The sequence below is a fragment of the Capnocytophaga canis genome (assembly GCF_043187445.1).
In the GTDB taxonomy this organism is placed as follows: Bacteria; Bacteroidota; Bacteroidia; order Flavobacteriales; family Flavobacteriaceae; genus Capnocytophaga; species Capnocytophaga canis.
The window spans coordinates 1203447-1228254 of sequence record NZ_CP171121.1 but is presented as its reverse complement, the minus strand read 5'-3'; the positions used below and the strand labels follow the sequence as shown (position 1 = coordinate 1228254).

Genomic DNA, 24808 nt, shown 5'->3' with positions numbered 1-24808 from the left:
TTTTACTTTTCCGACTTTGAAAGGCTCATTTCTCCCAAAAGCATCCGATTATAAAAAAAATAAATGCACAGATCAATTGCAGAAGGTAAGATAATCTTCAAGTCATTTTCCTTAGGCTGATTTATTTTTCTCTTTTGCATAGGTAACTTCCTCCGTTTTTATGATTACTCGTACAGAGTAATTGCTTGGCTCAATAGGAGTTCCGTACTGCTCGGAGTAGTTTTTCGTGAAAACAGCTCCAAAATAGAGAATCATTGCTGAGTAATAAACCCAAAGCAACAATACTAAAATTGAACCTGCAGCCCCGTAAACGTCTAATTTAGCTGTATTTACCAAATAATTTCCAATAATGAATTTACCCAACATAAACAAAACAGAAGTGAAAGCTGCGCCGATAAACGTATCTTTCCACTTTAGTTTTCCATCGGGGAGTGTTTTGAATATAAAGCTAAAGATGATTGTCACGATCAAAAATACGATACCAACATTAATTAGTTGAGCAATATAAACCGTATTTTCAGAAAATAATCTAACAAGTTGCCTAGATAGGAGGTCGATGACCGTATTGATAATCAAGCTCACTAATAGTACAAACCCTAAGGCTCCAATCATGGCAAAAGAAAGTAATCGATTGATAATGAATCTGATTATTCCTTTTTTAGGTTTAGCCTTTAGTTCCCAAATATAGTTGATAGAACTTTGAATTTCCGCAAAAACAGCTGATGCGGTAAACAACAGAGTTCCAATACTTACCCAATAAGCAATTTGATTTGACCCATCAAAGTTCATGTTTAATATGACTTCTTGTATTTGCTCTGCCGATTTTTCGCCTACCAAATTGGCTATCTGTAGGAAGAATTCATCCGAAACCTCTCTGGAATCATGAAACAGTCCTACGGAAGAGATTAACAAAATAGCTAATGAGGGCAATGCAAATATGGTAGAATAGGACAGTGATGCACTCAATTTGAGGCAATTATCATCCATGAATTCCATTCCCGAAGTTTTTAATAGTTTAATAAAAGGATTATTAGTAATTCTATTTACAATTCTTTTTATCATTTTCTTACATTTTATGTATCCAAAATTCTGGATTTAAACGAGTTGTATTTTTATAAAGGAAGAATTTCATTTCCGTTTTTCCGTTTTTGTCGGTGAATATTTTTCCTAAAAAATCACGAGCTTTGACTTTATCTCCTTTTTTTACATATACATCAGTTAGGTTATAATAGATGGTGATATAATTTCCGTGTCGTACCTGTACCACTTTATTGCTTCCTGGAATAGACTGAATAGCAGACACTTCACCTTCAAAGACTACCCTTGCTTCAGCCCCAGGTTCAGTAGCTATGGTTACCCCATTATTGTAGTGTTTCAAACTTGGGTACACAGGGTCGCTATACTCCCCGAAGCCTTGTGATTTATATCCTTTCACCACAGGCCAAATCAAATTTCCTTTATTAGCCTCAAAACTATCAGCAACTTTTTTTGATTCAGGTGTAAGCATAAAAACCGCGTTTTCTGACGAAGATTTCGCGTTTTTGTTGTTTTTTGCCAATCGCTCTCGTTCTTTTCGATTTGCTTCGATAATGGCTAGGCGAATTAATCGTTGAATTTCTCGGTCAATTGCATCAGCTTGTTTTTGTTTTTCTCGGATTTGTTTTTCATAATCACGCTCTTTTTTGCGTATGGTTGTTGCTAACTCCTCTAGTTGTTTTTTTTCACCTTTAAGAGTTTGTTGTTCTTGCCGATTTTCCTCCAAAACTACCTTTTTCTCTTGGTGTTGCGAAACCAATTTTTGGTTTACTTCCTTGATTCTTTTCGACTTGTCTTGAATGAGAAAAACCTGTTTCTTCCGATAATCCACATATTGCTTCATGTAGGATAAACGTTTGTATCCCTGCCAAAAGCTTTCCGACGATAATAAAAACATCAATCGATTTTGAGAGGATTTGCTTTTGTACGATTGTTCGATGAGTTTAGCGTATTCTGATTTGTGAAAATCCAAATCTTTTTTGAGTGAGCCCAATTGTTTTTCGTTTTCATCAATTTCTTTCGACAGTAAATTTGCCTGTTGTTGTGTAATTTGAATAAGGCGTGAGCGCATCTGGATTTTTTCATTGGTTTCTTCAATCTGCAAAACGGTCGATTTATGCTGTTTTGCCTGTTGTGAACGCAGTACAGACATCTGTTTTATCTGTTCAATGAGTGCTTTTTTGCGTTCTTCCAACTCTTTCTGTTTATTTTGAGCCGTTCCTCCAAGTGAAAATAAAACGAAAAACAACAAAAAAAACACTTTTTGCAGAAGACGAACAAATAAGGTTGTATGTTTTTGAAGTGACATGGATTTGTATTCAGGAATAATTGTTAGTTGCAAAAATACAACAAAAAGTAAAACAAACACTATGAATCCTTATTTTTTGCACCTATTTTTTGCATCACATCTTGTGTAATTAAAAAAAAAGGTGTACCTTGCGAAACTTATTTAGGTAGATTGATGAGAAAGTTTTTGATATTTGCCCTGTGTCTAACGGCCATGGTTAGCTGTGGAATTTACAATTTTACGGGAGGTAGTACTGGAAACGCGAAAACCTTTCAAGTGAATTTTTTTCGTAATGATGCTCCCATTGTAGAGCCTGGCTTAGATAGGGATTTCACTATTGCACTACAGGATTTGATTAACAATCAGACGAATTTGTCTTTGACCGATCGGAATGCTGATTTGGTTTACGAGGGCGAAATTATTGATTTCAGTATTGCCCCAATGACGGCAACAGCTCAACAAACAGCAGCCCAAAACCGATTGACAATTTCGGTTAATGTGCGTTTCACAAACAACACCGAAGAGAATAAAGATTTTGAAAAACGTTTTTCTCATTACTATGACTATCCAGGGAATAGTCAACTCAGTGCCGTAAAAGGAACAGCCATCCCTGAAATTTTTGAACGTATCACTCAGGATATCTTTAACGCCTCATTAGCAGATTGGTAACGCAATGACTGTCAAAGAGTTTGTTGAAATATTAAAAAATCCGCATACCATTAATGAACGGCAAGCACACGAGTTAGATAACATCGTGCAGGAATATCCATTTTTTCAAGCGGCTCGAATGTTGCAACTAAAGTTGTTGCATACACAAGGGGATTACCGTTATTCCAAAGCACTAAAATTAGCATCGGTTCACGTGTTGGACCGTTCCATTTTATATGATTTTATTCATTCAACAGACAAAAACACTCAAATTCAAGAATTTACAAGGCAATTGTTTGAACGTAGAATTGAGCAGCCACAATCGATAGTTAAGCCCTCACAACAAGAAATTCCGCTGTCTCAACCAGTGATTTTACCACAACAGCCACAGTCAATGAATCCTCCACAGCGACAAGAAGGATTCTCACATGTGCCGAATTTTATGCCTCAAATTCCAAAAAATGAAAAGCAAGATGAAAATTTTGCAAATCCATTTGGGAAAATGGAAGATTTTAATCCAACCTTCGTCCCCAAGCAAGAGGCTAAAACAACTTCATCTCAAGAAGAACAAAACAAACAAACGGGCAAGCCATTTGAGTCTATTCCTAAGTGGATAGAGCAAATTTCCGAAGAAAACGAGGTTTTGCAACGAGATCATGACAAACAGATTGAAAATAAGGAAGATAAGATAGCAGAAAAGTTTCGTCTCATTGACAAATTTTTGGAAAACAATCCTAAAATAGAGCCGTCAAAAGATTATGTATCAAACGTGAATTTAGCTGATGAAGTTAAGAGTGATCCACAGCAACTGATGACCGAAACATTAGCTCAGGTTTACGTAAATCAGCGAAAATTTAAGTTAGCAATTCAGGCTTATGAAATATTAATTTTGAAAAATCCAGAAAAAAGTGCTTACTTTGCAGCCCAAATACAAAAAATAAAAAATTTACAACAAAATAATTTATAAAAAATGACAGCATTCAACATTTTTTTAGTTCTTATCGTAGTAGTATGTTTGCTACTTGGATTGGTTATTATGGTTCAAAATCCAAAAGGAGGGGGACTTTCTTCAACATTTGGTGGTAACACACAAGTAGTTGGAGGAGTTAAAAAAACAGGTGACTTTTTAGAGCGTAGTACTTGGACTTTTGCAACGCTTTTGGCAGCTTTGATTTTGATTGCTAACACTTTGTTACAGTCCAAAACAGGAACAGATTCTGATTCAAGATTATTAGACGGAGCTCCGATTGAAAATAACATCTTGAATGCCCCTGCTAACAGCTCAGAGCAACCGGGAACTACTTCTGAAACAGCGAACTAAAAGAAGTATAAAAGTCTTATCTATTTTACAAGCACCTCGCATTTTTGTAAGGTGCTTTTCGGATTTTTCTCAGAATTTAAGGAAGTTGAATAAAATATCAAGAGAGGAATGTTTTGGGCAGTAAACTGACTTTATGTCAGTATATTTTAATTTGGCATACTTTCTGACTTTAAGCAAATAAAATTTAAACACAAAAATAATATAAAAATATGGCAAAAGTAAATATTCGACCGTTGGCTGACCGAGTTGTCATTGAACCAGCGGTAGCTGAGACCACTACGGCATCAGGTATTATCATTCCTGACACCGCAAAAGAAAAACCACAAAAAGGTACTGTGGTTGCAGTAGGAGCAGGAACAAAAGACAATCCTGTTACCTTGAAAGTAGGAGATGTAGTTCTTTATGGGAAATACGCAGGAACTGAACTTAAATTAGAAGGAAAAGATTATCTCATTATGAGAGAGAATGATGTTTTGGCAGTGATTTAAACATTGCTGTTAGCTGTTGGCTTTTAGCTATTAGCAAGAACCAAAATAAAATGAGAGATTTCAAAAAATTTGTAGTTTGGCAGTTAAGCCACAGCTTGGTTTTAAATATTTATCAAGTCACTAAAAACTTTCCAAAAGAAGAAATTTTTGGACTCACTTCACAAATAAGAAGATCTTTTGCATCCATTTCGTATAACATATCGGAAGGAGCGGGCAGAGTTTCCGAAAAAGAATTCGCAAATTTTATCAATATTGCTCTTGGTTCATCAAATGAAGCTGAAAATCAATTGTTATTAGCAAAGGATTTGGGTTACATCAGCCAAGATAATTTTGAAATCTTGAATAATGACTTAATCTTAATCAAAAAACAATTAGTATCATTACGTAATAAATTAATAAAATAATCTGCGGAAAGCTAATGGCCAAAAGCTAACCGCTAAAAGCAAAGAAATAAAAATGGCAAAAGAAATAAAATTTGATATAGAAGCCCGCGAAGGCTTAAAACGTGGCGTTGACGCATTAGCAAACGCAGTAAAAGTTACTTTAGGTCCGAAAGGAAGAAATGTAATTATCAGTAAATCATTTGGTTCTCCTCATATTACCAAAGATGGTGTAACTGTAGCAAAAGAAGTTGAGCTAGAAGATGCTCTTGAAAATATGGGAGCTCAAATGGTAAAAGAAGTCGCTTCAAAAACCAATGATTTGGCTGGTGACGGAACTACTACTGCCACTGTTTTGGCTCAAGCCATCGTTAAAGAAGGTTTGAAAAACGTTGCTGCTGGTGCAAACCCGATGGATTTGAAACGCGGAATTGACAAAGCTGTTACAAAAATCGTTGAGAATTTAGCAAAACAAGCAAAAGAAGTTGGTTCTTCTTCTGAGAAAATTCGTCAAGTGGCTTCTATTTCAGCAAATAACGACGATACTATCGGTGAGTTGATTGCCGCTGCTTTCGAAAAAGTAGGAAAAGAAGGTGTTATCACTGTTGAAGAGGCTAAAGGTACTGACACTTACGTAGATGTGGTGGAAGGAATGCAGTTCGATAGAGGATATTTATCTCCTTACTTTGTGACAGATTCAGAGAAAATGGTTGCTGAATTGGACAGACCTTACATCTTATTGTACGATAAGAAAATCTCCACAATGAAAGACTTACTTCCTGTGTTAGAGCCTGTTGCTCAATCAGGTAAGCCGTTGTTAATCATTGCAGAAGACATTGACGGAGAGGCTTTAGCTACATTGGTGGTTAATAAATTGAGAGGAACACTTCGTATTGCAGCTGTAAAAGCTCCTGGATTTGGTGACAGAAGAAAAGCAATGTTGGAAGATATCGCTATCTTAACAGGAGGAACAGTTATCGCTGAAGAAAGAGGATTTACTCTTGAGAATGCAACCATTGATATGCTTGGTACAGCAGAAAAAGTTTCTATCGACAAAGATAATACAACTGTTGTAAATGGAGCTGGTGATGCTGAACAAATAAAAGCTCGTGTAAATCAGATTAAAGCTCAAATTGAGGTAACAACTTCTGATTATGACCGTGAAAAATTGCAAGAGCGTTTGGCAAAACTTTCTGGAGGTGTAGCTGTTCTTTACGTTGGTGCCGCTTCGGAAGTAGAGATGAAAGAGAAAAAAGACCGCGTTGATGATGCTCTTCACGCAACTCGTGCTGCTGTTGAAGAAGGTATCGTAGCTGGTGGAGGAATTGCTTTACTTCGTGCAAAATCTGTTTTAGCAAAACTTAAACCTGTGAATGCAGATGAAGCAACAGGAATCCAAATAGTAGCAAAATCATTGGAAGCTCCATTGAGAACGATTGTGGAAAATGCCGGTGTTGAAGGTTCAGTAGTTGTAGCTAAAGTGACGGAATCATCGCGTGACACATTTGGATATAATGCCAAAACAGATCAATACGCTGATATGTTCAAAGCAGGAATCATTGACCCTAAAAAAGTGACTCGCGTAGCGTTGGAAAATGCAGCTTCTGTAGCAGGAATGATTTTAACAACTGAATGTGCTTTGGTTGATATAAAAGATGAAAAAGCAGGAGCAGGAATGCCACCAATGGGCGGAGGAATGCCTGGAATGATGTAATCATTAGTTTGAAAGAATAATAAAAAAGGCTAACAACTTTTGTTTGTTGGCCTTTTTGTTTTGTTAGAAGCCTAATATACATTTTTAGAAATCAGCGAGGGTTTGCGAAGAAGTTTTCACTATCTTTGCACTCTACTATTTATCTACAAATGAAAGAATCTAAATCCATTATCGCAAATATAAAAAAAGGACAGATTGCCCCTATTTATTTCCTAATGGGAGATGAGCCCTATTTCATCGATGAAATTGCTAACTATATCGAAAACAACGTACTATCGGAAGATGAAAAGGGATTTAATCAAATGATACTCTATGGGCAAGATGTGTCGGTAAGCGATATTGTGAATAATGCCAAACGCTTCCCAATGATGGCTTCTCATCAGGTAATAATAGTTAAAGAAGCTCAAAATTTAGGGAATTCTATTGAAGATTTGGTTCCTTATGTTGAGAATTGTACACCTACTACGGTTTTAGTAATGTGCTACAAGTACAAAACTTTGGATAAACGCAAAAAACTTGTTAAGAGTTTAGCAAAAAACGGTGTGCTTCTTGAGAGTAAAAAACTTTATGAAAAAGACGTAATTCCTTGGATTTCAGAAGTGTTAAAAGAAAAAAAATACACAATACAACCCAAAGCAACTCAAATGTTGGTGGAATTTTTAGGAACCGATTTGAGTCGTATAGCTAATGAATTGGATAAGTTAGCTATCATTGTACCACAAAACTCAGAAATTACTCCTGAGATAATTGAAAAAAATATAGGAATCAGTAAGGATTTTAACAATTTTGAACTTCGTAGAGCTTTAGGTGAGCGTGATGAGTTGAAAACCATGCGTATTATTAACTACTTTGCTGATAATCCGAAAGATAACCCAATTGTGGTTACACTTGGAACACTCTATACTTTTTTTCAAGAATTACTAGCTTATCACGGACTTACGGATCAATCTGACCAAAATGTGGCAAAGGTTCTCGGTAAAAACCCATATTTTGTGAAAGAATATCACATTGCTGCTCGGAACTATCCAATGAAAACTGTCAGTGGAATCATTGAAAAGTTGCGAGAAATTGATATGAAAAGTAAAGGAGTTGGTTCGGTAAACATGTCACAATCTGATTTACTTAAAGAGCTTGTAATCAAAATTTTAAGATAACTTATTTAATGTGATTTCTTAAATGAAGTAAGAAAATGTCAAAAATACATCAAAATAATAAACAAACTTTAATACAATTATATCAATTTGTAAAACCTTACCGTCTTACGTTTTTTCTTGTAGCCCTTTTTGCCATAATGGCATCAATACTTTCTGCTGCCCAACCGTATATGATAAAAATAGCTATTGATGACTATATTACGGCTAAAAATTATGAAGGATTGTTGGTTGTTACTTATATTTTATTAGGACTACTACTTTTAGAGGTGTTCATTCAGTTTTTATTTTCTTATTTTGCTAATTGGACAGGACAATCCGTTATTCGTGATATTCGTAAAAAATTGTTTGCTCACTTGCTGGGTTTCAAAATGAAATACTATGATAAATCATCGGTAGGAGTGTTGGTTACTCGTACGGTGAATGACACGGAACGTATCGGTGAGGTTTTTAGCTCAGGGTTGTTTGAAATTGTGAGTGATCTGCTGAAAATGGTAGTGATTTCAGTAGTTATGTTTGTGATTGATTGGCGATTAGCACTCATATCTTTTGTTACAATGCCTTTCATTTTATACATGACACGTTGGTTTCAAAAATCGATGAAATCAGCCTTTGTGGAAGTGCGGAAAGAGGTGGCAAATCTGAATTCGTTCGTGCAGGAACGTATTTCAGGAATCAAAATATTGCAATTATTTTCCCAAGAAGGAGTCGAGTTAGATAAGTTCAAAGCCATCAACGAAAAACATAAAAAAGCGTGGTTACGAACCATTTGGTACAACTCTATTTTCTTTCCTGTTGGGGATTTGGCGGTATCCGTAACCATTGCTTTAATTGTATGGTATGGAGGTTATAACGCTGTTACTGAACGTACTTTTGATTTAGGGACTATTTTCTTATTCATTCAACTGACACAGATGCTTTTTCGTCCGTTGCGACATATTGCCGATAAATTCAATACCTTGCAGATGGGAATCATAGCATCGCAACGTGTGTTTGCAATTTTGGAATCGACACAAGACAGTGAAGTTAATGGTACTACAATTCTTACAGAAGTTAAAGGGCAAATACGTTTTGAAGATGTATACTTTGAATATGTTGAAGGAGAGGAAATTTTGCATGGAATCAGTTTTGAGGTGCAACAAGGTGAAACCATTGCTATCGTCGGGGCTACGGGAGCAGGTAAAAGTACGATTATCAATCTGTTAAATCGATTTTATGATATTAAAGCAGGGGCAATCTATATTGATAATACAAACATAAAGGATGTTCAGTTAACATCGTTGCGTAGTCATATTGCAGTCGTACTACAAGATGTACTGCTATTTGCGGACAGTATTTTGAACAATATTACCCTCGGAAATACGAATATCACGGAAGCAGAAGTAATCGAAGCTGCAAAGAGCATTGGAGTACATGATTTCTTTATGCAATTGCCAAACGGCTACCACTATAACGTCAAAGAACGAGGTACCATGCTTTCGGCAGGACAGCGACAACTCATCGCCTTTCTTCGTGCCTATGTAAATAAACCTCAGATACTTATCCTTGATGAAGCCACCTCATCCGTCGATTCACATTCCGAAAAAATGATACAGGAAGCCACAGAAAAAATCACTCAAGGACGTACTTCCATCATCATCGCTCACCGATTAACAACAGTGAAAAAAGCAGACAAAATCATTGTACTCGATAAAGGAAAAATCGTAGAAATGGGTAAACATGACGAACTTTTGAAACTCGAAAACGGATACTACCGAAATTTGTACGAGGTACAGTTTCGCGATGCCCCAATAGAGAGTCAAAAGAGGAACTTGTTGCATTAGTTTGCTCACAAAATATCCGATTTTCAAACTCCCTTCTTTTACAAGATAAATATGCGTGTCTTTCGTATCGGGCGTTTTTAAAAACGCTCCTCTTGGGATAACGATTTCTTTTTCCAAGGAAAAGTTTTCCGTAAAAATCGTATGGAGATTCATTTTTCGATTAGCTATTTTTTTGCAAAGGTATCAAGTTTTGAATGGTTTTCGAATCAAGAGATTAAAATGAAACGCTTTACTTTTGCTGAAACCTCAAAAAAAATTAACATATTGATTATATTGTTGTTATGTTTTAGTCGAAAATGAGTGTTTTTCGAATGTGCCTTTCAAAAAATTCTCGAAATAAATCAATCCTGTTTCATCAATTATCTGTGTCAACTGCCTTCTGATTTTATGGCGTTTTGTGTTGTTGTTTTGAGGACAAAACCCTAAAGCCAATAGAAGATATTGAATCGTAAAATATTTTTTGAAATCAAAATTTAATTTATTTACATCGATGGTTTGAAATATTTTTTTTGACTCCGTATAATTTTCCTGATAAAATAAGGTCAAACTTTTTACTATTTTACCTGCTTCTTCATACCCATTTTCCCATAAAATACTTGGCGATTCTTTAAAAACATATTTTTCTTGAATACGATGCGACAAATGATGAAAACCATATATGTTTAGCATATCCGAGATAAAGAAAACAAATATTTTGTAGTCGTCAATTTCAAATTTTAGATTCCGATGGATTTGTACAAAATTTAGGATTTCTCTTTCTAATTGCGAGACTTTTTCATCATTTCCTAATGTATCATAATAATGAAGTAAAGCACTCAAAGACCTCGCCTCCAAAGACCAAATAACGCCGTATTTGTGCCTGATTTTTGGCAAAAGAGTCTCAATTTGATTGGCAAAATACTTATAATCATTACTCTGCATAGTTAAAACGCATCTCATAAATTGAATATTTGCATAAAATAAATGATAATGTAACTCTTTTGCATTTCTGATAAAAAGTTTTAATCCTCTAAAATACCATTCCTTTGCAAGATTGTCATACATTGGGTGATACGATATAATATACTTTAAGATTACCTCATTTTTATTCATTACTTTTGAAAATTCCTCAAAAATAGATGGATTTGTCAGTACAAACGACGCAAAACTTTGGCTCAATTTATTATGCCAATAAACGGAATCGTCAAGAGGATTATCATATTTGCTTATATTTTGCCAATTAGCTAAGAAAGAAAAATTATAGGTGTCTGTATGTTTATTTCGTATATTTTCGGTAAAAGTACTAAAATCATTAAATCCTATATAACGACAAAGTATATTTTTTGATTGCAACGAAACTTTATTTTTACTTTCAATTAACCTCCAAAATCTTCTAATTGTCTGATAACTAATATATTCATTAATCTCTGTACTTATCTGAGCCGAAAGTTGTTCGCAATCAAATTTATCATCAATTGTTTTTCCAAATATTTTTTCTACTTCTTTTTGTAGAATTAGGTCTAATTCCAAATCTTGCATTAATTCATTAGTTTTGATTTTGCAAAGGTATTCAATTAACATTGAAAGGAATATCATTGTACCGAATTGTACCCAAAAAGAACAAAATTGAGATTTATTTTTGCATATAATTTAAAAACAAACAAAAATGAAGAAATTTTTTATGTTGGCTTTAATAGCCGTGAGTATGTTAACTATTTCTTGTGGGAAAAATAACGATGACACCCAACCGGAAAATGTTCGTCTTGTAGGTACTTGGAAATGTGTTAAAATAGAAAGAGTAGAAGACGGAAAAAGAATTGACCCACGAGAAGTAAAAGATGATGGTTGTACAAAATATGTTTTTACGGACAAGGTATCGACTTATTTTTTCATAAATGATGAAGAAGGTGGAAGATGTATGAGTGAGGAGGGATCATACAGAATAGAAAATGGTAGAATCTATTATGGTGAGTATGAAGAAGGTCAGTATGTAGAAAATCATTTTGGATTCAAATTTATAGATAATGATACTTTTGAATTTTTTGAGGATACATCTGATGGAAAAAATGGTTTAATATCTACCTATAAACGCGTTAAGTAATTGAGTATTTCACACACTACCCCAAAAAGTGTGTAAGTTGAAAAGTTTGGTTTAAAACAATTTCCCAATTTTGGATAGGTATCCACCACTTTTTGGTGTATTTCCGAATCTTATCATTTAGATTCTCAATAGTGAAGAAAAACCACCTTTCAGCACAAACTTCTAAAAATCAAAAAAATGGAGCAACACCTTAAAATTTGATGTCGCTCCATTGAATCATTTTACTTGGTTTAAAGTCTTTTTAAAACCGTTTCAAAAGCCCTTTACTACAAGGAATTTCCCGATTAAAACAAGGTTTTTACTTCTTCCAATAGCTGTATCTGTTGTTGCAGGGAGGCGGTTGGGGGGAGTTTTCGTTTGGCGGCGATGCCCTCGTCTAAAACTCTGATGGTGGCTTTGTTGGCTTCTGAACCTTTGTCGGAATACGGAGCCGCCGCTCTGAAAGATTTAGCAATGATTTCTACCAAAGCCTTATCGTCTAAACTCATTGCCCATAGGTAGCCCTTGCGGAAAATTTCGGCTTGTTTCGGGTTATCCTTTTCTATGAACGGATAATAAATGATGTACGGAAGCACTTTCGGTAAATATTTCTCCATTTTGTTGTCCACAATTACGGAAAATACCCAAACCAATTGGTCGGAAGTGAAATGTTCGAGAGCGGACTTCAATAAGAAGTTTTTAGCTCGTGTAGGGTCTATTTTGCTGATACCGTTGAGTGCTGCATTTTGTATGGCTGCCGAATGTACGCCCAAAGCGTTTTCGAAAACAGGTAAATATTTTCGGTTTTGGGTCGCTGCCAAAGTCCACATTGCTGCCGATTTTACCAAATTTTTTGGGTCGGTTTTGGCAATTTTTTCTATCTCGGCAAATTCTTTTTTGCTCAATTTCTGACCTGCCAAAGCATTCAAGGCTTTAATTCGAACTTGATAGAAAGGGTCTTTTATCGCTTTCATTAGCAATGGATTATCTTGATTTTCTTCTGCAAATTCTACTGCTTGCCATCTACTTTTGAAATCTTTGGTGTGTTGGTACTGAAAGGCGTATTCAGCAGGGGTTTTGTACGATGCTTCCACCCAAATAAGAACACCTCTCGGATTGACATTCAACAAATTAGGGTTTTTCTTCGCCGAGAAATAAAATTCGTTTTCCTTTTGAGCTTTTACCCAAACTTGGTGTCGGTGGTAAGTCCCGTTTTCATAAATATCCACTTCCAAAGGAAACTCAAAAAGCACATCTTCTTCCTGATTTTGAATGATTTTCAAATGAACTTTTTGCGTTTTTGTATCGTAATTTTTTTCCACAGCCACGAAAGGATGCCCGTGAGAGAAAAACCACTGATTGAAAAACCAATTGAGGTCTTTTCCACTAACTTTTTCGAAGGAAAGTCTTAGCTGATGGGCTTCTCCTGTGCCGAATTCATAAGTTTTTAGGAAGTCTGTAATCCCTTGAAAAAAAGCCTCATCGCCCAAATAATCGCGAAGCATATGCAGAATCGCACCGCCCTTGTTGTACGAAACCAAATCAAACATATCTTCCTTGTCATCGTACCCAAAACGCACCAAATTTTTCAGAAAATCTGTTGAACGGTGGCGGTATTGTCCCACTTTATTGTTGAGGTGATAGTCGGCGGCATCTTTTCCGTATTTGTATTCGTACCAAAGATATTCGGAATAATTGGCAAAAGATTCATTGATGGTGAGGTTTGCCCAGCTTTCGGTGGTTACCAAATCGCCAAACCAATGATGTCCCATTTCGTGAGCAATGACAGCTTCCCAATGGTTTTGGTCTGCCAAAACTTCGCTCGGCTGATGGGCAGACTCAGCGTGACTTACCGCTGTGGTATTTTCCATTGCCCCTGCCACAAAATCGCGAACTACCATTTGTGCGTATTTCTGCCAAGGGAAATCATATCCGAATTTTTTAGAGTAAAACTCCATCATTTCCGCCGTATGCCCAAAGATTTTCTTTGCCACCGATTCGTATTCTTTTTCCACATAATAATCCACGGGAATAGTGCCTCGCCACGGCGTATCTTTTACTACGGCGAAATCTCCCACACCCATAAAGAAGAGATACGGAGCGTGAGGTTTATCCATCACCCAATGGTCTGTGCGTAGGTGATTGGCTTCTTTTACGGAAGATTTTAAAATCCCGTTGGATAGGGTTACGAATTTATCGGGAACAGTCATATAAATTTCCTGCGTGGTTTTTTGGTTGGGCTTATCGATGGTAGGAAACCAGCACGATGAAGATTCGGTTTCGCCCTGCGTCCAAATTTGGGTAGGCACATCAGGAATTTCTCCTTTCGGATTGATGAAATACAAGCCTTTGGCATCACTTCTTGCCCCTTCTTTTTCAATCACTTTTTCAGGCTGTGCCGTATAGCGAATGTACACGGTGTAGTTTTCGTTTTTCTGATAGATTTTATCCAATTTTATTTTCAGAAAATCGTTTTCATAGGCATATTTTAGCGGTTGGTCATTGAGTTTTACCTCGTGGATGAGCATCGACTTGGCGTCTAAAATCAGGCTATCGGTGGCATAAAAATAAGGCGAAGCCGTGAGCCATTCCTCACCATTTAGGGTTTGGTTCTCAAAGTTAAAGCCTACTTTGAGTTTGGTATGTTGGAGTTTGGTTTTCATTTCGGGAGTCGCTCGGTGAAGGGTTCTCCCCGAAGTATCGGTTTGGGCAAAAGTCTGAGAAAGTCCTACTAAAAGGAGTACAAAGGCAAGATGTTTCATATTTCATTTATTTTTTTGCAAATATAACATGTTTTATCATTTTTGTAAAATTAGGATTCTGTTCGAAAAGCCTAATTTTGATAATTTTAAAAATAATCCTTAATAATCAATGTGTTATAAATATACTTTTGTTTAAAATGTACTTTTTCGGACAGCCGTTATAATATTATCTTACATATAAATATCCTTGTTTTGTGTTAGATTCTCCTGTAATGGTTTGATATTTAAATACATAGAAATACGTTCCTGTTGGAAGACGTTTACCTTTTCGGAAAACTCCTTTTACATTGGCATATCCTCGGAAAACTTCGCCATTTTTTTGGTAATTTTTCGATTCATACACTTTCTGACCTAATTCGTTAAAAATCTCAATTTGAAGATTTTTATAATTTTCGATAGGCTCAAATTTCAGGTAATTCTCCGAACCTGACTCGGTAGAAACACCATTGTAAACAATTATTTCTTTTTCTACTTCAGAACCTCCGTTAGGTGGTGTGGGCTGTGAAGTTTTTTTAATGGTAACTTTCTGTGTATGAATAGTTTTATTCCCGCATTCATCAGAAGCCTCCCATTTATAAATGATTACTTTATTTCCGTTTTCTTGCCTTTCTTCTTGGCTTTTAATTACTTGAACCTTTTCAGAACAATTATCCGTAGCGCTTAGCGTTTCTTGCGTTGGCACTTCCTGATTTTCATTAATCGAAATATCTTTTGGTAATTCTCCTGAAAAAACGGGAACTTCATTATCCCCTGCAATTGTAATAGTCTGTTTTTGAGAAATCGTTTGTCCGCAAACGGTTGCTGTATAGGTACGTACAATCGTTTTACCTGTTTTGCAATCGCCTGTTTCTGTGTCGGTATGGGTTACCGAAATTTCAGTAGTTCCATCACAATTGGAAATCTGTAATTTGCTCTCCACTTGGGGTTTATCTTTTCCACAAGACAAATTCACATCCGCGGGGAAATTTATAAAAGTTACTTTCGGTGCAGGAGTAATGGTAATGGTTTGGCTGTGTTTTGTTTCGTTTCCACAAACGTCTGTTGCTGTCCATCGGTAAATAATTATTTTATTTCCGTTTTCTACCTTGTTTTCTTGGCTCTTGGTCACTTGAACAGCAGAACAATTATCCGTAGCGGTTAAATTTATATGCGTTGGTACTGCTTGATTTTCATTAATCGAAATATCTTTTGGTAATTCTTCTGAAAAAACGGGAACTTCATTATCCCCTGCAATGGTAATGGTCTGTTTTTGGGAAATCGTTTGTCCGCAAATGGTTGCTGTATAGGTACGCACAATCGTTTTACCTGTTTTGCAATCGCCTGTTTCTGTGTCGGTATGAGTTACCGAAATTTCAGTAGTCCCCTCACAACCCGAAATTGGTAGCTTGGTTTCCGCTTGAGGTTTATCTTCTCCGCAGGATAAATTCACGTCCGTAGGGAAATTTATAAAACTTATTTTCGGAGCGGGGACGATGGTAATGGTTTGGCTGTGCCTTTTTTCATTTCCGCAATCGTCCGTTGCTGTCCATCGGTAAATAACTATTTTATTTCCATTTTCTTGCCTTTCCTCTTGGCTCTTGGCTATTTGAACCCTTTGCGAACAATTGTCCGTAGCGGTTAGCTCCTCCTGTGTAGGAATTTTCTGACCTTCAACAACCGAAATATCTTGCGGAAGCGTACTCGAAAAAGTAGGTGCTTCACTATCCCCCGCAATGGTAATGGTCTGTTTTTTGGAAATGGTTTGCCCACAAGCCGAAGCCGTATAAGTACGTTCGATGGTTTTACCTGTTTTGCAATTGCCTGTTTCGGTGTCGGTATGGGTTACTGCAATTTCAGTAGTTCCCTCACAACCCGAAATTTGTAGCTTGGTTTCCGCTTGGAGTTTATCTTCTCCGCAAGATAAATTCACATCCGTAGGAAAATTTATAAAACTTATTTTCGGAGCGGGGACGATGGTAATGGTTTGGCTGTGCCTTTTTTCATTTCCGCAATCGTCCGTTGCCGTCCATCGGTAAATAATTATTTTATTTCCGCTTTCTTGCCTTTCCTCTTGGCTCTTGGCTACTTGAACCCTTTGCGAACAATTGTCCGTAGCGGTTAGCTCCTCCTGTATAGGAACTTCCTGATTTTCAGTGATTGAAATATCTTGTGGAAGCGTACCCGAAAAAGTAGGAGCTTCATTGTCCCCCGCAATGGTAATGGTCTGTTTTTGTGAAATGGTTTGCCCACAAGCCTCTCCTGTGTAAGTACGTTCGATGGTTTTGCCTGTTTTGCAATCGCCTGTCTCGGTGTCGGTATGGGTTACTGCAATTTCAGTAGTCCCCTCACAACCCGAAATTTGTAGCTTGGTTTCCGCTTGGAGTTTATCTTCTCCGCAAGATAAATTCACATTAGCAGGGAAGTTAGCAAACGCTACTTGTTGGTTCGAACCTATGGTTATGGTTTGTGTATGTTCCACCACATTATAGCAAAGATCATTGGCTCTCCATCGGTAAATCACTTTTACCAATCGTCCTTGCTCGTCCGTTATCCTTTCTTCGAATTTTTCTGCGTTAAAAGGATACCCATCATTTCTTTTATTTTCGGAAAGTTTATCAATCACCAAAATACTTTCTTGCATTGGCACTTGACTTTCATCGCTCACGTGTAGGTTGGCATCGGGCAGTACTCCTATAAAGGTAGGCGGAATGTTGTCGATGACGTTGATGATTTGTGTATGCGAAATAGGGTCGGAGCATTGGCTGACTGCCGTCCAAATACGGGTGATGGTTCTAAGGCATTGCCCATATAATTCGGTTTGCGAAAATTTTACCTCGGGGGTTTGACAACCTCCACTTGCGGTTAAGGTAGCCGCCTGAGGAACGTCCTGTCCATACAAAATAGTCTGACTTTCAGGCAGTGCTCCAACGAAAGACAACGGGGTATTTTTCCGAACGTGAATATACTGCACAAAAGTTGCTGTATTACTACAATTATCGGAAGCTGTCCAAGTACGGGTGATGAGCGTATCGGTTTTTTCTTCTTTATAAGTGGGCGTTATGGACTGCGAACCACTGCCACAGGTAGAAACCGCTGTAACATCAGCTTTTTGAGGAACTTGCCCCTCTTTTACCTCGATGGTAGGCTCAGGCGTGTTTTGAAACGTAATTGCCGAAGCCTGAATTTCAAAACCTCCATTATTAGGGTTGTTATCCGTTATATCGTGGGCAATATGGTCAATTACTTCAATTTTAATAATTCCCAAGCCAGAAGTGGTACTCCCAAATTGGGTTTTTCTTCCCAAAGCAATATGTGGAATGGTAACTTCGGCACTTCCGTCATTGTCTGTTGATTCCACAAGCGTATATTTATAGGTTTCGCCAAAATCGTCCGACATTAAAATACGCACTTTTGTACCACTAAATATAGTGTTATCTACATCCCACGTAAAAGTAACTTTTTCCCCTGCGGAATACTTGTTCTTATACCCGTCCTTGATTTTAAAAGGTGTTCCATTGACGATATTTACTTTGGTGTACGCTTGGTCATACAAAACCCCGTGTGAGCTGTTAGCTAAGTCGGCATCATTTACCGCCAACCAAAAATGATACGTGCCCATATCAGTTGGAGAAGAATTTTGTACCAAACTCAAATCTCTTCGGTAGTAACTTCTCTCAAAGGCAACTCTGCCCGTTTGCGTGGATTTTAAAGCTAAAAACTTTGCCGAACCATAATCGAAATACGGAAAATTTTTCCCACCCACTTGGTGGGCGTAGTAGTATAGCTTTTGTTGCTCCGCATCCTGTGTTGGAATATAAAACTGAAAAAACGTACTGTGTGGCAATGTATATTCTTTTTTGATTTTTGCCGTGTTAATGATTGGAGCTGTATTACTGGGCTTAACCCCGTAAGGAACATTCGTAGTACCTTCAATATGCTCCACTCCTTTTATGAGTTGTGTACGTTCTTCGTCTGTATAATAGCCTACGCTCGACAACCTTTTTCTGATAACAGCAATACTTACTAATGAAAAATAATCACCCGTGGAACGCGAATTATATCCCATTACCGACATCCCTCGATTAGGTTCGGAATAATACGTCTGACTCCCTCCGGTGGTAAAAGTATGAAGCGAACCGAACAAATGCCCTATCTCGTGAGCAATAGTTGATCTACTGGCAACAGCAAAGCACAGTGCTTTACTTTTTTTTTCATAGACCCCACCGGTGGTTCCTAATCCATACGTATTTTCTGTTTGTGGGTTAATAACCACCCCAACATCGTAATCATCCTCTGATATTAATTTATTAATTTCAGTGGTTCCCCTGTCGTGTATTTGACGAGCTCTTCTGATGTAGTAAAACGGATCTGCACTACTGGTTTTGTAAATAAGTCTTTCATCGTTGACTATCTCAAATCGTACCGATACATCTCTGTGGTATAACTCGTTGAGAAAAGCCTCCGTACTTGCCCAAAATTTCCTTACTTCCTCAACATCTTGTTCGAATTTATCCGAAAAATACTTGTACGTAATGAGCAATGCTAAGCGATACACTCGTAAAACACCGTCGGAATGAACACTGTGCAATTTAAAAATTTCATTTTCTTGGTTTAATCCTTCCCCTTGCGGACGAGCCACAGGACGTGCTGTGTGCGAATGTTCTCCGCCTCCACAACAAGTACCACATTTCCCCTCTTTTGTTGCTTCTTGCTTAAAAATAACATTATTGTCCTGCGAAGTGATGTCATACGATTTGTTCGAGAGTTTCAAATTCCCAGAAACTCCTTGACTATCAACCGATAAAACACCTATCATCTCGCCATTTTGATAGCACACAAAGGTTTTTATCCCCTTGATAGAATTGGGGCGTTCCTGCCAAAGCAACGTTTGTTTGGGGCTGTTATCAACTGAAATTTCCCACGAAACCTCGCCTCCTTTCGAAAATAGTTGAACAACCTCCGATGTTTTTACCTGTGCAAACAATTGCTGGAAAAACAAAAAGCATAAAATAGTAATTAAATTATATCTCATTGATTTATAGTTTTTCATTAAACAAAATGTGAATTTGGAGGTGATGTAAAAAGTATGATGTCTTAAAAAAGAGAGCGTCTGTCAGGCTTCGACTACGCTCAGCCTGACAATCAGAACTTTTATCATACTTTTTATAACACGACCGTGAATTTACCTCACATATAAGTATCCCGATTTTTGATGCATTTTTTTATCTTGGTTTTTGTATTTCAACACGTAAAAATACGTACCCGACGGCAAACGTTTGCCCTTGCCTACCACGCCTTTCACGTTAGCATACCCCCTGAAAACATCGCCTTTGCGTTGATAGTCTTTGGCTTGGAATACCTTCTGACCCAATTCATTAAAAATTTCGATATACAAGTCCGTATAACGCTCAATGGGGGCAATTCTTAGGTAATTATCCGATGCTTCTTCAACAAAAACACCATTATACACGATAATATCTTCATTGGAAGGGCTGTTCCCTCCACCTTGATTATTATCTCCTCCACCTGTACTTTTGGGCAAAACAGTTATTTTTTGAGCATATTCAAATGTATTTCCACATTCGTCCGTTGCCGTCCATCGGTAAATAACTATTTTATTTCCGCTTTCTTGCCTTTCCTCTTGGCTCTTGGCTATTTGAACCCTTTGCGAACAATTGTCCGTAGCGGTTAGTTCCTCTTGCGTAGGAATTTTCTGACCTTCAACAACCGAAATATCTTTCGGATGCGTACCCGAAAAAGTAGGTGCTTCATTGTCCCCCGCAATGGTAATGATTTGTTTTTTGGAAATGCTTTGCCCACAAGCCTCTCCTGTGTAAGTACGTTCGATGGTTTTGCCTGTTTTGCAATCGCCTGTCTCGGTGTCGGTATGGGTTACTGCAATTTCAGTAGCCCCCTCACAACCCGAAATTGGCAGCTTGGTTTCCGCTTGGGGTTTGTCTTTTCCGCAAGATAAATTCACGTCCGTAGGGAAATTTATAAAACTTATTTTCGGAGCGGGGACGATGGTAATGGTTTGGCTGTGCCTTTTTTCATTTCCGCAATCGTCCGTTGCTATCCATCGGTAAATAACTATTTTATTTCCGTTTTCTTGCCTTTCCTCTTGGCTCTTGGCTATTTGAACCCTTTGCGAACAATTATCCGTAGCGGTTAGTTCCTCTTGCGTAGGAATTTTTTGACCTTCAACAACCGAAATATCTTTCGGAAGCGTACCCGAAAAAGTAGGGGCTTCATTATCCCCCGCAATGGTAATGGTTTGTTTTTGTGAAATGGTTTGCCCACAAGCCGAAGCCGTATAAGTACGTTCGATGGTTTTACCTGTTTTGCAATCGCCTGTTTCGGTGTCGGTATGGGTTACTGCAATTTCAGTAGTTCCCTCACAATCCGAAATTTGTAGCTTGGTTTCCGCTTGGGGTTTGTCTTTTCCGCAAGATAAATTCACGTCCGTAGGGAAATTTATAAAACTTATTTTCGGAGCGGGGACGATGGTAATGGTTTGGCTGTGCCTTTTTTCATTTCCGCAATCGTCTGTTGCCGTCCATCGGTAAATAACTATTTTATTTCCGTTTTCTTGCCTTTCCTCTTGGCTCTTGGCTACTTGAACCCTTTGCAAACAATTGTCCGTAGCGGTTAGTTCTTCTTGTGCAGGAACTTCCTGATTTTCAGTAATTGAAACATCTTGTGGAAGCGTACCCGAAAACGTAGGGGCTTCATTGTCCCCCGCAATGGTAATGGTCTGTTTTTGTGAAATGGTTTGCCCACAACCCGAAGCCGTATAGGTGCGAACTACCGTTTTGCCATCTTTACAATTGCCTGTCAGTTCGTCAGTGTGGGTAACAGTAGCGTTTTCACAGCCCGAAATACTTATATTTTCAGCCTGTGGTAAGACACCGTTACAAGGCAAATTTATATCTTTGGGAAAATTGATAAATGCCATTGTGGGTACGTCTGCCGAAGCCACTTTGATAATACGAGTATAGGCTTGTGTGTTGCCAAATTCATCGGTAGCCGTCCACGTATCGGTAAGGGTTTTACCATCAAGACTTTGCTTTCTCTCTTTGGTTACAGGCACCGACTTTACGCAGTTTTGGTTACCTACAACTTCCCACGTGTTGTAATATTCTTGATTTCGGGGGTCGGACTGGGTTGTTATTACCACTTGTTGCCCCGTACATCCCTGAAAACAGTTGTCCGTAGCAGTCAAATCTTCTAAGGGAGGAACTTCGGCAGTGGTTGCCACTTCCACCGATAGAGGCAAATCTCCCGTAAATACAGGAGCTTCGTCATCGGTAACTACAATGCGTTGGGTTGCTGACAAGGTTTTACCACAGCCCGTAGCCGTATAGACCCGAGTGATGATTTTTTTATTTCCTTCCCAAGTCTGATTTTCGGTATGTGTTACCTCTGCCGAAGCACAATTAACTACTTTTAGCTCAATATCCGCCGAGGGAACTCCGTCTTTACAAGAGAGTTGCATATCGGCAGGTAGATTTTGAAAATAAATATCCGTATGATTTTTATCAACAATAATTTTCTGAGTAACCCGCGTAGGATTGTCCGTACCGTCTCGGGCTTCCCAAGTTACTAATATCGATTCAAGCCCATTAGCTCCGAAGGTATAATCTGGCGAAATAGGCTTTCTCCACTGCAATTGATTGCCACAATTATCAAAGGCAACAGGAGGGATTTCAGCATAGGTATAAGCCTGAACATCATCATTTACAACAATATCATTGGGTTGAGTAACCAAAATGGGGTTGGTATTGTCATACACAAACACCAATTGGGTATGCTCAATGGGAGCAGCGACAGGGTCGGTAACCCGCCACGTGCGTTTGAGAATGTAATTGATATGATAATCCGATTCCATTCGGGTTTGTGTTAGGGTAATTTGGGGCGACTTCCCTCCTGTAACCTGTACATTAGGCACTGCCTTATCAAAGGTGTTATCGCAGTGATATACCCTATCTTGCGGAAGATTGCCTACAAATTGCAAAGGCGGTACATCTTCTTTCACAAAAATATACTGAACGAAAATTGCCGTGTTTTGGCAATCGTCCACCGCTGTAAAGGTACGTTTGATTCGGTTTGCTTCACGTACATCGGCTACCTGCACCTGTGCCTGTCCGTTACAGCTGGTTCTTGCCTGTACAGAATGTGGTTCTGGAATAGCCCCTTCAAGTGCTGAAATGGTGGGTTCAGGTAAGTTTTCAAAAACAATTTGAGAAGGAATGACCTCGAAGCCTCCGTTGTAAGGATTATGCTCACTTAGGGCATAGGCAATGTGGTCAATCACTTCTATTTTGATAAGCCCGTGCCCTTGATTGCCCGTTTTTCCTACGGGAATATGTGGCATTGTAAAGGTAAACGTTCCGTTGTTAGGGGCTTCGGGAGTGATAATATGCTTAAACGTTTGACCAAAATCATCGGAAAGCAAAATACGTACCCTACTATCTGTACCAAAAACATCGGTTGCCACATCCCAACGTAAGGTAACCTCCTCTCCTGCTCCGTATTGTTTTTTTAAAGCAGGATTTATCCGAAAAGGTGTTGTGTTTTTTACCTCTACATCGGTCTTTACCATATCGTAATGCGTGGCGTGGGTTTGGTTGGTCAGTGCCTCTGCTCCTAAAATACCATCGCTTACCGCCAACCAAAAACGGTAAACACCACCCGTTACGCTCGGGAATTCATCTACCCTATTGCTTTTGTATTCTTTTTGAAAACGTATCAAGTTGTTATAACTCGGCTTGGCTGAATAATATACGGCATTAGACGGATTGGTTTGCAAACGTATATCGGTTTGATGGGCGGCATAGAGCAGTTTATCGTTATCAGGGTCAGAAGCGTTAATACGAAACTGAAAAAAGGTGTTTTTCGGAATTACGTATTTTGGTTTCAGGTCAGAGGCATCAATCACTGGACGGCGATTTTGAGTTTTTATCCCATAAACAGGATTTTTGCCCCTGCTGAGTATTACCTTTTGTGTACGTTGCTCATCGGAAAAATACACAGCACTGTGGGTTAGCCCCTTGCGTATGGAGTGTACGCTGTACAAGGTAAAGAAATCACGAGGAAAACTATGCCCATACCCCATAATCGACCTCCCACTTTCGGGTTCTACCTTGCCCGAATCTTGGGTATTGTGCGTATGGTCAGCTCCAAACATATGCCCCAACTCGTGGGCAACAGTACTGGGAGCTCCACGACCAACTACCCCATCGGCTTTGGTGTGTTCCTCAAACACTGCATCTAAGGCAGCTTGTCCATTTACCCAAGGTAGGAAGGTTATGATTAGCCCTACATCGTAATCTTCTGGACTTATCACCGTATTCATTGCCTGAGTACTGCGTTGGTTTTCAAGCATAGACGTACCCGAATGATACTCTTTTAACACCTCTTTTTCGGGCGTATCCAAAATAAGCCGATCATCGTCTACAATTTTGAATTTTACGGCAACAGCACGTACATAAAGTTCATTGGCAAAGGCTTCCGTTTCTGCCCAAAACCTGCGTACAGCAGCCTTATCACTTTGGAACTCCCCTGCAAATTTGTTGTAATTGATAAGCAATGCCAATCGATAAATACGCAACACTCCATCGGTGTAGATTTGAATATTATCCAAACAATGGTTGTCCAAATATCCGTGAGCGTTCGGAGTGCATACATCTGGCGTACCATTTCCTGTGGGTCTTTGGGTTTTGGAAGTTGCCTTATGAGAAGCACACAAACCGCATTGGTGTTGGTTTTCATCTTCCTTTGTAACAACTATTTTCCTTTTTTCTGAAGTTATTTTGTAAGTGCTTCCATCGTAATTAAAATTTCCCGACACCGAAGTAGCGTCTATCGACAGCACCCCTATAAGCTCATCTTCTTTGTAACCTACAAAAGTTTGGATACCTGCCAAAGAGTTTGGACGTTCTTGCCAAACTACAGACAAGGTTTTCCTTTGCGAAATCGGAACTGCCCACGAAATTTTGCCACCTTTTGAGAACTGCTGTCGCACTTGCTCCACTTTCAAAGAGGTTTTAAATTGCTCTTGCGAAAAGACCGATTGCCCAAATAGCACGATAAATATTAAAAAACGACGTATATTTTTCATTTTATTATTGATCTTATGTGATTGATTGTTCTTCAGGTGT

Annotated in this window: 15 protein-coding genes; 9 read left to right on the top strand and 6 right to left on the bottom strand. The window is 38.2% G+C overall.

Annotation, left to right across the window (positions count from 1 at the left end):
- Window positions 1-111: 111 nt before the first annotated feature.
- Both ACF3OB_RS05295 and ACF3OB_RS05290 read right to left on the bottom strand, forming a co-directional pair.
- Window positions 112-1062 (bottom strand): YihY/virulence factor BrkB family protein, encoded by a 951-nt coding sequence (locus ACF3OB_RS05295; protein ID WP_232745164.1) that lies wholly within the window; start codon window positions 1060-1062, stop codon window positions 112-114.
- 4 nt (window positions 1063-1066) lie between these two features.
- A complete protein-coding gene (locus ACF3OB_RS05290; RefSeq protein WP_052458194.1) occupies window positions 1067-2344 on the bottom strand; it encodes a murein hydrolase activator EnvC in 1278 nt (425 codons plus the stop codon).
- A gap of 153 nt (window positions 2345-2497) precedes the next feature.
- Here ACF3OB_RS05290 and ACF3OB_RS05285 point away from each other — a divergent pair, with 153 nt between their 5' ends.
- The 8 genes from ACF3OB_RS05285 to ACF3OB_RS05250 all read left to right on the top strand — a co-directional run bounded on the left by ACF3OB_RS05285 (window position 2498) and on the right by ACF3OB_RS05250 (window position 9848).
- Complete coding sequence (locus ACF3OB_RS05285; protein WP_042010513.1) at window positions 2498-2992, top strand: LptE family protein; 495 nt, start codon at window positions 2498-2500, stop codon at window positions 2990-2992.
- A gap of 4 nt (window positions 2993-2996) precedes the next feature.
- Window positions 2997-3938, top strand: coding sequence for a hypothetical protein (locus ACF3OB_RS05280; RefSeq protein WP_392448651.1), 942 nt, complete (start codon window positions 2997-2999; stop codon window positions 3936-3938).
- 3 nt (window positions 3939-3941) lie between these two features.
- Window positions 3942-4292 carry a preprotein translocase subunit SecG gene (gene secG, locus ACF3OB_RS05275; RefSeq protein WP_042010518.1) on the top strand — a complete coding sequence of 117 codons (351 nt, stop codon included), beginning with the start codon at window positions 3942-3944 and terminating at the stop codon, window positions 4290-4292.
- Window positions 4293-4501: 209 nt separating this feature from the next.
- On the top strand, window positions 4502-4780 hold the full coding sequence (gene groES / locus ACF3OB_RS05270) for a co-chaperone GroES (RefSeq protein ID WP_042010520.1): 279 nt from the start codon (window positions 4502-4504) through the stop codon (window positions 4778-4780).
- A gap of 50 nt (window positions 4781-4830) precedes the next feature.
- Window positions 4831-5184 (top strand): four helix bundle protein, encoded by a 354-nt coding sequence (locus tag ACF3OB_RS05265; protein WP_212896112.1) that lies wholly within the window; start codon window positions 4831-4833, stop codon window positions 5182-5184.
- Window positions 5185-5236: 52 nt separating this feature from the next.
- Complete coding sequence (groL, locus tag ACF3OB_RS05260) at window positions 5237-6874, top strand: chaperonin GroEL (RefSeq protein WP_042010526.1); 1638 nt, start codon at window positions 5237-5239, stop codon at window positions 6872-6874.
- 149 nt (window positions 6875-7023) lie between these two features.
- On the top strand, window positions 7024-8028 hold the full coding sequence (gene holA, locus ACF3OB_RS05255; protein ID WP_042010528.1) for a DNA polymerase III subunit delta: 1005 nt from the start codon (window positions 7024-7026) through the stop codon (window positions 8026-8028).
- A gap of 35 nt (window positions 8029-8063) precedes the next feature.
- Window positions 8064-9848, top strand: coding sequence for an ABC transporter ATP-binding protein (locus tag ACF3OB_RS05250; RefSeq protein ID WP_119652541.1), 1785 nt, complete (start codon window positions 8064-8066; stop codon window positions 9846-9848).
- Window positions 9849-10127: 279 nt separating this feature from the next.
- Here the strand turns inward: ACF3OB_RS05250 and ACF3OB_RS05245 are convergent, their stop codons facing one another.
- The gene (locus tag ACF3OB_RS05245) at window positions 10128-11408 is read right to left on the bottom strand and encodes a hypothetical protein (protein ID WP_392448648.1); all 1281 of its coding nucleotides are present in this window, start codon (window positions 11406-11408) and stop codon (window positions 10128-10130) included.
- Window positions 11409-11508: 100 nt separating this feature from the next.
- On the opposite strand from ACF3OB_RS05245, the gene ACF3OB_RS05240 reads away from it, so the two are divergent.
- Complete coding sequence (locus ACF3OB_RS05240) at window positions 11509-11928, top strand: lipocalin family protein (protein WP_392448646.1); 420 nt, start codon at window positions 11509-11511, stop codon at window positions 11926-11928.
- Between the two features lie 284 nt (window positions 11929-12212).
- Here ACF3OB_RS05240 and ACF3OB_RS05235 read toward each other — a convergent pair whose 3' ends face one another.
- The 3 genes from ACF3OB_RS05235 to ACF3OB_RS05225 all read right to left on the bottom strand — a co-directional run bounded on the left by ACF3OB_RS05235 (window position 12213) and on the right by ACF3OB_RS05225 (window position 24768).
- A complete protein-coding gene (locus tag ACF3OB_RS05235) occupies window positions 12213-14669 on the bottom strand; it encodes a M1 family aminopeptidase (RefSeq protein ID WP_392448644.1) in 2457 nt (818 codons plus the stop codon).
- Window positions 14670-14835: 166 nt separating this feature from the next.
- Window positions 14836-19680, bottom strand: a complete 4845-nt coding sequence (locus tag ACF3OB_RS05230; protein WP_392448642.1) for a reprolysin-like metallopeptidase — start codon at window positions 19678-19680, stop codon at window positions 14836-14838.
- A 150-nt stretch (window positions 19681-19830) separates the two neighbouring features.
- Window positions 19831-24768, bottom strand: coding sequence for a reprolysin-like metallopeptidase (locus ACF3OB_RS05225; protein WP_392448640.1), 4938 nt, complete (start codon window positions 24766-24768; stop codon window positions 19831-19833).
- Between the last annotated feature and the right edge of the window lie 40 nt (window positions 24769-24808).

Excerpts from the sequence above, each read along its gene's own strand:
- ACF3OB_RS05295 (WP_232745164.1), bottom strand. The coding sequence starts at position 1,062 with ATGATAAAAAGAATTGTAAATAGAATTACTAATAATCCTTTTATTAAA.
- ACF3OB_RS05290 (WP_052458194.1), bottom strand. The coding sequence starts at position 2,344 with ATGTCACTTCAAAAACATACAACCTTATTTGTTCGTCTTCTGCAAAAA.
- ACF3OB_RS05285 (WP_042010513.1), top strand. The coding sequence starts at position 2,498 with ATGAGAAAGTTTTTGATATTTGCCCTGTGTCTAACGGCCATGGTTAGC.
- ACF3OB_RS05280 (WP_392448651.1), top strand. The coding sequence starts at position 2,997 with ATGACTGTCAAAGAGTTTGTTGAAATATTAAAAAATCCGCATACCATT.
- secG (WP_042010518.1), top strand. The coding sequence starts at position 3,942 with ATGACAGCATTCAACATTTTTTTAGTTCTTATCGTAGTAGTATGTTTG.
- groES (WP_042010520.1), top strand. The coding sequence starts at position 4,502 with ATGGCAAAAGTAAATATTCGACCGTTGGCTGACCGAGTTGTCATTGAA.
- ACF3OB_RS05265 (WP_212896112.1), top strand. The coding sequence starts at position 4,831 with ATGAGAGATTTCAAAAAATTTGTAGTTTGGCAGTTAAGCCACAGCTTG.
- groL (WP_042010526.1), top strand. The coding sequence starts at position 5,237 with ATGGCAAAAGAAATAAAATTTGATATAGAAGCCCGCGAAGGCTTAAAA.
- holA (WP_042010528.1), top strand. The coding sequence starts at position 7,024 with ATGAAAGAATCTAAATCCATTATCGCAAATATAAAAAAAGGACAGATT.
- ACF3OB_RS05250 (WP_119652541.1), top strand. The coding sequence starts at position 8,064 with ATGTCAAAAATACATCAAAATAATAAACAAACTTTAATACAATTATAT.
- ACF3OB_RS05245 (WP_392448648.1), bottom strand. The coding sequence starts at position 11,408 with ATGTTAATTGAATACCTTTGCAAAATCAAAACTAATGAATTAATGCAA.
- ACF3OB_RS05240 (WP_392448646.1), top strand. The coding sequence starts at position 11,509 with ATGTTGGCTTTAATAGCCGTGAGTATGTTAACTATTTCTTGTGGGAAA.
- ACF3OB_RS05235 (WP_392448644.1), bottom strand. The coding sequence starts at position 14,669 with ATGAAACATCTTGCCTTTGTACTCCTTTTAGTAGGACTTTCTCAGACT.
- ACF3OB_RS05230 (WP_392448642.1), bottom strand. The coding sequence starts at position 19,680 with ATGAGATATAATTTAATTACTATTTTATGCTTTTTGTTTTTCCAGCAA.
- ACF3OB_RS05225 (WP_392448640.1), bottom strand. The coding sequence starts at position 24,768 with ATGAAAAATATACGTCGTTTTTTAATATTTATCGTGCTATTTGGGCAA.